Raw genomic sequence first — 6,469 nt, 5'->3', positions numbered from 1 at the left:
CCGCCGCCCACGGCAACGACGCCGCGGGCGGCGGCGACCGGCCGGTCTCGCACGCACCCCTGTCCCCGTCGCGGCCGGTGAAGGTCGCGGTGCCCGCGATCTTCATCGAGGCGCCGGTCACCGGCCTCGGACTCGACAAGAAGGGGCACCTCGGGGCCCCGCCCATGAGCAGACCCAGGGAGGTGGGCTGGTACCGCGACGGGCCCTCGCCCGGCGAGAAGGGCACCTCGCTGATCGTCGGCCACCGCGACACGGAGACCGGACCGGCGATCTTCCTCAACCTCAACGCCCTGCACAAGGGCGACAAGGTCACCGTCACCCGGGCCGACAAGCGGACCGCGGTCTTCACGGTCGACGCGGTCGAGACGTACACGAAGGACAAGTTCCCCGACGACAAGGTGTACGGCAGCACCGGTCGCCCGGAACTCCGCCTGATGACGTGCGGCGGACGCTTCAACAAGAAGGACGGCTACTCGGCCAACGTCGTCGTCTTCGCCCACCTCACGTCACTCAAGCAGCAGAAGGCATGACGGGCCCTCACCCCGCCCCGGCCGGCTCCCGCACGGCGAACGCGTTCAGGGTCAGGGACAGGCTCGCGGTGAGCCGCCGCGCGTACGGGACGTGCAGCGACTCGTTCGGCCCATGGGCGTTCGCCCCCGGGCCCAGCACTCCGCAGGCCAGGAACTGGGCCCCGGGGAACTGCCGGGACAGCTTCCCCATGAGCGGGATCGTGCCGCCCTGCCCGATCCGGGCGACGTCCGCCCCGTCGAAACAGGCCCGGCTCGCCCCGGACAGCGCGGCGCTCAGCCACGGCTCCTCGGCGGGCGCGTGCCAGCCGTCGGCGAGGACCCGGTCGGGCGTGAAGCGGACCGTCGCGCCGTACGGCGGGTCCGCCTCCAGGAGCCTGCCCAGCTCCGCGACGGCCGCCGCGCTGTCCACCGTCGGCGGCAGCCGCAGCGCCAGCTTCACCCGGGTACCCGGGCGCAGTACATTGCCGGCCGAGGCGACCGGGGGCAGCCCGTCCGCCCCGGTGACCTCCATGCTGGGGCGCCACGCCCGGTTGAGCAGCAGCTCCCCGGTGTCGCCGGCCACGGCCGAGGTGTCCCCGTACCAGTCGAAGCGCTCCCGGACCCCGTCGCCGAGCAGGGCCGCCGCCTCGCGGGTCTGCTCCCGGCGCTCCGGGGGGACCTCGCCGTGCAGGACGGCGGGGCGCAGCATGCCCGTCGCCGCGTCCTCCACGCGGTCGAGCAACTGCCGCAGCACCCGGAACGACGACGGCACCACGCCTCCGGCATCCCCGGAGTGCGCGCCGTCGCCGAGAACCCGCACGTCGAGCGTGCCGCCGCAGGCCCCGCGCAACGAGGTGACCAGCCAGAGCCGTTCGTAGTCGCCCGCGCCGGAGTCCAGGCAGACCACGAGGCCCACCTCGCCGATCCGGTCCGCCAGCACCCCGAACCAGTGGTCCAGGTCCGGGCTGCCGGACTCCTCCCCGGCCTCGAACACCCCGACACACCGGGGCAGGGCCGCGCCCTGCTCGGCCAGCGCGCGGATCGCGGTCACCGACGCGGGCAGCGCGTACCCGTCGTCGGCGCCGCCGCGCCCGTACAGCCGGGTGCCGTCGGAGGACGGCTCCCACGCGGTGCGCCCCCCGGTCCAGCCCTCGCCCCCGGGCTGCTTGTCGAGGTGGCCGTAGAAGAGGACCGTCTCGTCGGACCGGGGGCCCGCGCCGGGGATCTCGAAGAAGATCAGCGGCGTACGGCCGGGGGCGCGCAGGACCTCGGTGCGCAGGCCCGGCAGCGGGACCTCGCGCAGCCAGGCGGCCGCCGCGTCGACGGCCCGGTCCAGGTGCCCGCGCGCCTCCCACTCGGGGTCGTACGCGGGGCTGACCGCCGGGACCCGGATGTGGGCCCGGACCAGCGGCAGGATCTCGGTCTCCCACCGCGCGTCGCAGAACTCCCGTACGCGACCCGGGTCGGCGACGGCCCGCTCAGACATGGGCGGGCGCCTTCGCGGCGGGCGCGAACTCGATGCCGAGCAGCGCCTCGACGGGGGCGTAGACCTCGGGCATGTACATCGTCGGGGACAGCAGCAGGTTCTCCGCCGGGGCGACCAGGACCTCGATCCGCTTCCCCACCTCGACGTCGGCGGAGGCGAGCGGCTGCCCCGCCTCGTCGAACGTCGTGATCAGGTCCGGGAACGCGGCGCGGCGTCCGCCGGCCAGGTCGAGCGCCATGTACTCGTTGACGAAGTGCAGGGTGGTGCGGGCGGCGTCGTCCAGGACGGCGACGCCCACGTCCAGGCCCTCGCGCTGCTCGCAGCGGTACCCCAGGACCGTCCCCGCCGCGGCGATCTCGCCGCCCAGCTGCCGGGCCGCGCCGGCCGGTCCTTCGGCCAGGAAGCGGTGCCCCAGCTCGATGGCGAAGCCGATGGCGCCCGGGGCGCCGTTGCGGACGGCGTAGCCGACCTCGACCGGGTTGCGGGCGACGCCCACCCAGCCGCCCGCCTCCACGGACGCCCGCCGGACCACGTTCGACGTCGCGTCCAGGCCGCCGGATACGGCCCCCTCGACGTAGGCGTGCGGCTTGCCGCCCGCGTACCCCTGGCTGGACCGGTAGCCCTCGCGGCGGTGCAGGCCCATCGCTCCCATCTGGCTGGAGGGGTGGGCGCGGCCGTTGCACGCGAGGTCGATGACGGGCAGGCCGGTGAGCGCGGAGTGGAACCAGCCGTTGATCGTGGTCTCGGCGCCGTTCTCGTTGGTGTGCAGCGCGACCAGGTCGCCCGGCAGCTCGCGGCGCAGCAGCTCCAGCGCGCGCACCAGGTGCGTCGGCAGCACCTGCGGGTCGGGCGCGGCGGGGGCGCCGACCAGGGCGACGGTCGCGGTCAGGTCGCCGTCCCCGAACTCGTCGGCGCTCCACAGCTCGGGCGTGCCGACCTGGAGGGCCAGCTCGGCGGTGCGCAGGCCCCGCTCCACGAACCCGCCGCCGCCTCCGCCGAGTACGGCACCGCCGTACACGGCCGCGCGGATGTCGTCATGGGTCAGCTGTCGCTTCACGGGGTTCTCCCAGGGTGGTGCTGTGCGGGTGTACGAGAGGGCAGAGAGGGGACCGGTTACTTGGCGGCCTTGAACACGCCGTTGCCGAAGGAGTAGAGGGCGTCCCCGGCGATCGCACCGCCGGCGAAGACCTCCAGGTCGCTTTTGACGTCGCGGCCGAAGAGGCGCGGGGCGAGGACACGGGCGGCGATACCGGCGGCGACCATCCAGCCGGCCATCGGGGTCGTGATCAGCAGCCCGGTCGCGAGCAGGATGCCGAGCTGACGCCTCGAACCGCCGATGAGCTGCACGATCGCCCCCGGGATCGCCCACAGCGCGAGGTGCTTCGCGGTCTCGACGGACGGACCGGCCTTGATCGCGGCGACGTACGCGGCGTCGATCGGGGCGGTCTGGCCGTTGTCGAAGAACACCCGGTACGAGACGAGGACGACGACGATCGCGACGCCGAAGCCGATCATCGCGGCGATCAGCTGCTGGCGGCGGCCCTCCAGTTCGAAGGCCGGGTCGGCGTTCTCACCGCGCAGCATGTAGCCGGTCTTGAGGTCGTAACCCATGTCCGCGAAGGCCGGGCCGGTCGCGGCGGTGAAGCCCGACAGCACGACCAGCGCCTCCGGCGGGAAGCCGATGAGGATGCCGAGCAGCAGCGTGATCAGGGCGATCGCGAAGGCGGGGAACCAGCCGGAGTGCATGGAGGCGATGCCGACCAGCAGCTCGTGCAGGAACGCCGCGACGGAGGCGTACAGCAGGAAGCCGATCAGCATGCCCGGGCTCATGTGCGTGGCCGCGCCGGTCGCGAAGGCCAGCAGGACGGAGATCGTGAGGTAGGCGCCGAGGCCCAGCCGCATCGAGCGACCCAGCCGCCGCGCGCCCTCCTCCGCACCCTCGGGCGCACCCGCCGAGCGGGCCCGCGCCGCGTCGGTGCGCCGGGCGGCGAGGATGGTCCGGCCGACCTGGACGAGGGCGACGAGCCCGGCACCGATCATCATCCCGTGCGGCAGGTACATCGCGTTCAGGTCGAGCCCGAACAGCGGGTCCGCGTACTGCGTGAACAGCAGGCCGGCGCCGAACGCGGCCATCGCGCCGAAGCCGCCGATCAGGGCCACGCCGAACGCCGACATCGGCAGCGAGAACACCGCACCCAGCAGGCCGGTCAGCAGGCCGAGACCGAGGACCTTGGCGCGCCGGCCGCCCTGGTCGCCCGCCTTGATCGCCTCGGCGGCGGCGAGCCCGGGCGGCCACGGGTTCTTCGCGGGGAAGGCCGGGGTGTCGTACATCCGGTACAGCAGCCAGGCGTCGACCAGCATCGCGACCGAGACCCCGACCAGCATCGGGACGATCATGTCGTCCATCCCGAACAGGAACGGGATGCCGATCGGCAGGAACAGGCTGTTCGCGGCGCCGAACGTGGCCGACGAGATGCTGGTCTGCGCCAGGTTCTGCGCGTGGACCGAGCGGAAGCCGCGGAAGGCGACGAGCGGCACGCGCGCCAGCGTCATCGCGGCCAGCGCGCCGATCAGCGACGTGCTGGGCGTGACGCCGAGGGTGGCGAGCAGCTGCACACCGACGACCGCGCCGAACACGCTGAGCACCACGGTGAGGATCAGGTTGCCGGGCGCGAGGGCGCGGGGATGGCGCGCTCCGTCGGCCGCCGGGTGCGGGGCGTCGGTGACGGCCCGGTTCGTCGCGTCGGTACTCATGGATCTCCGGTGCTTCCGTGCGGGGCGGCGTGTCCGCCGCTCCAGGAGTTCCAAATTATGGAACCATGTGTGAATATCTGGATGTCCTGGATCATCTACGGGGCACGCCCACCCGTCAAGGGGGTGGGCGGCGGTCTCGGTATGTGGGCGCCCCTTACGATCGGACGCACGGGCCTCGGGGTCCGGGGGAGGCAGGAGAACGGTGAGCACACTCGCCAACGCGCGGGACGTCCTGCGGCTGCTGGCGCGCCTTCAGCGCGACCTGACCGTGACGGACGTGGCGGGCGCGCTGGACCTGCCGAAGAGCTCCGTCTCGCGGACGCTGAGCATGATGGCCGAGTACGGCTTCCTGGACCGCGACCCGGTGAGCCGCGCCTACCGGCCCGGCGAACTCGTCATGGAAGCCTCGTACCACTTCCGCGCCTCCCGCTCCACCGCCTCGCTCCTGGAGGAGGAGCTGGCCAGGCTGGTCGCCGACATCGGCTACACCGGTTACGTGGACGTGCTCGACGGCGCCGAATCGCTGGTGCTGCACATGCGCATCGGCACGGTCGGCGCCCTCCAGGCGTACACCCCGGCCGGCACCCGCGCGCCCGCCTACGCCAGCTCCATGGGGCGCGCCCTGCTGGCCCGCCTGGACGACGCGCAGGTGCTGCGGCTCGTCGACGCCCGCCTCGAACAGGCCACCGGGTCGGCCCCCCGCACCCCCGGGGAGCTGGTCTCCTCCCTGGCCCGGGTGCGCGCCGACGGCTGGGAGTCCTCACGCGGCGAGTTCGTGCCGAACGTCGCCGGCATCTCCGCCGCTGTCGTGGACGGCGATACGGGGCAGGTCTTCGGCATAGGGATCGCCCTGCCCGCCCCCGAGCTGCGCCGCGAGAACGAGGCCCGCTTCGGACGGGCGGTGCGCGATGCCGCGCGACGTGTGGGCAAGCGGATCGGCGATCCCTACTGGCTGCGGTACGTGGCCGACGCGGAGGCGTGACGGGCCGCTGTACCGGGAACGGGGCCCGCTCAGGAGAGCAGCGGCCCCAGCATCGCGCCCACCACCGCGCCCGGTGTCAGCACCGGGGCGGTGATTCCGGCCGCGCGCAGCGCCTCGCGGTGCCGGGTCCCGTAGCCCATGCAGTCGAGCACCAGCGCGCCCGCCCCCGCGTCCAGCTGGGCATGGGCCGCCGCGCGCAGACCGCTGTCGTCGTCGGCGTACGGCGAGGCCGTGGTGAACGCCGGTGCCGGGTCGAGCGCCCGCCACTTCGTCCGGGCCTCCGCGACCTGCTCCGGCAGCGGTACGACGATCCCGACCCGGCTGCCCCGCAGCGCCGCGCCCACGTACCCCGTGAGCAGCGCGTCCGGCTCGACCAGCCGCGCCCGCCGCGTCCGCAGCCCCGGGAACTCCCCGGTGCACAGGAGCACCACGACATCCGCCCCCTCCGCATCCACCCGCTCCACGAGCGTGACGAGACCGGCGCCGACGGCGTCGGCGTCCAGCGTCACGGGGGTGCCGTCGGCCAGCCGGCTCAGCAGCGTCGCCCGCCCCCGCACCGCGCCGAACCGCGCCTCCACCTCCGCCCGGCCGAGCCCGTCGAGGACCCCCGCGTGCCGTATCCGGGCCGTGGGCGGCAGCTCCGTCTCGATGGCCACGGAGAGGTCGGGGCGGGGGGACTGGCCGATGGTCAGGAAGGTCACGGTGTGCACGGGGCCTCGCTTCGACGGTTGTTCCGGA

At 74.0% G+C, this 6,469-nt stretch carries 6 protein-coding genes; 2 read left to right on the top strand and 4 right to left on the bottom strand.

The window, feature by feature from the left end; translation table 11 throughout:
- Nucleotides 1-530 (top strand): class F sortase (locus ACN6LM_RS28870; RefSeq protein WP_445068322.1); only part of this gene is annotated, 530 nt, incomplete at its 5' end.
- Nucleotides 531-537: 7 nt separating this feature from the next.
- Here the strand turns inward: ACN6LM_RS28870 and ACN6LM_RS28865 are convergent.
- Genes ACN6LM_RS28865 through ACN6LM_RS28855 form a run of 3 tightly spaced genes read right to left on the bottom strand, consistent with a single transcriptional unit; the run spans nucleotide 538 to nucleotide 4,749 of the window.
- Nucleotides 538-1,995, bottom strand: coding sequence for a M20/M25/M40 family metallo-hydrolase (locus ACN6LM_RS28865; RefSeq protein WP_445068321.1), 1,458 nt, complete (start codon nucleotides 1,993-1,995; stop codon nucleotides 538-540).
- The gene (locus ACN6LM_RS28860; RefSeq protein ID WP_445068320.1) at nucleotides 1,988-3,052 is read right to left on the bottom strand and encodes an S-methyl thiohydantoin desulfurase domain-containing protein; all 1,065 of its coding nucleotides are present in this window, start codon (nucleotides 3,050-3,052) and stop codon (nucleotides 1,988-1,990) included. The genes ACN6LM_RS28865 and ACN6LM_RS28860 overlap by 8 nt, the downstream gene beginning before the upstream one ends.
- A gap of 56 nt (nucleotides 3,053-3,108) precedes the next feature.
- Complete coding sequence (locus ACN6LM_RS28855) at nucleotides 3,109-4,749, bottom strand: OPT/YSL family transporter (RefSeq protein WP_445068319.1); 1,641 nt, start codon at nucleotides 4,747-4,749, stop codon at nucleotides 3,109-3,111.
- A 202-nt stretch (nucleotides 4,750-4,951) separates the two neighbouring features.
- Here ACN6LM_RS28855 and ACN6LM_RS28850 point away from each other — a divergent pair, with 202 nt between their 5' ends.
- Nucleotides 4,952-5,731 carry an IclR family transcriptional regulator gene (locus ACN6LM_RS28850; protein ID WP_445068318.1) on the top strand — a complete coding sequence of 260 codons (780 nt, stop codon included), beginning with the start codon at nucleotides 4,952-4,954 and terminating at the stop codon, nucleotides 5,729-5,731.
- A gap of 29 nt (nucleotides 5,732-5,760) precedes the next feature.
- On the opposite strand, the gene ACN6LM_RS28845 is transcribed toward ACN6LM_RS28850, so the two are convergent.
- Nucleotides 5,761-6,441, bottom strand: coding sequence for an AroM family protein (locus ACN6LM_RS28845; RefSeq protein WP_445068317.1), 681 nt, complete (start codon nucleotides 6,439-6,441; stop codon nucleotides 5,761-5,763).
- Between the last annotated feature and the right edge of the window lie 28 nt (nucleotides 6,442-6,469).

It is taken from the genome of Streptomyces sp. SAS_281 (assembly GCF_052542855.1).
The sequence above is the reverse complement of the archived record's forward strand: the minus strand, read 5'-3'. Positions and strand labels throughout refer to the sequence as shown.

Bases quoted from the DNA above. Each gene is read 5' to 3' on its own strand.
- ACN6LM_RS28855 (WP_445068319.1), bottom strand. From the start codon at position 4,749: ATGAGTACCGACGCGACGAACCGGGCCGTCACCGACGCCCCGCACCCG.
- ACN6LM_RS28865 (WP_445068321.1), bottom strand. From the start codon at position 1,995: ATGTCTGAGCGGGCCGTCGCCGACCCGGGTCGCGTACGGGAGTTCTGC.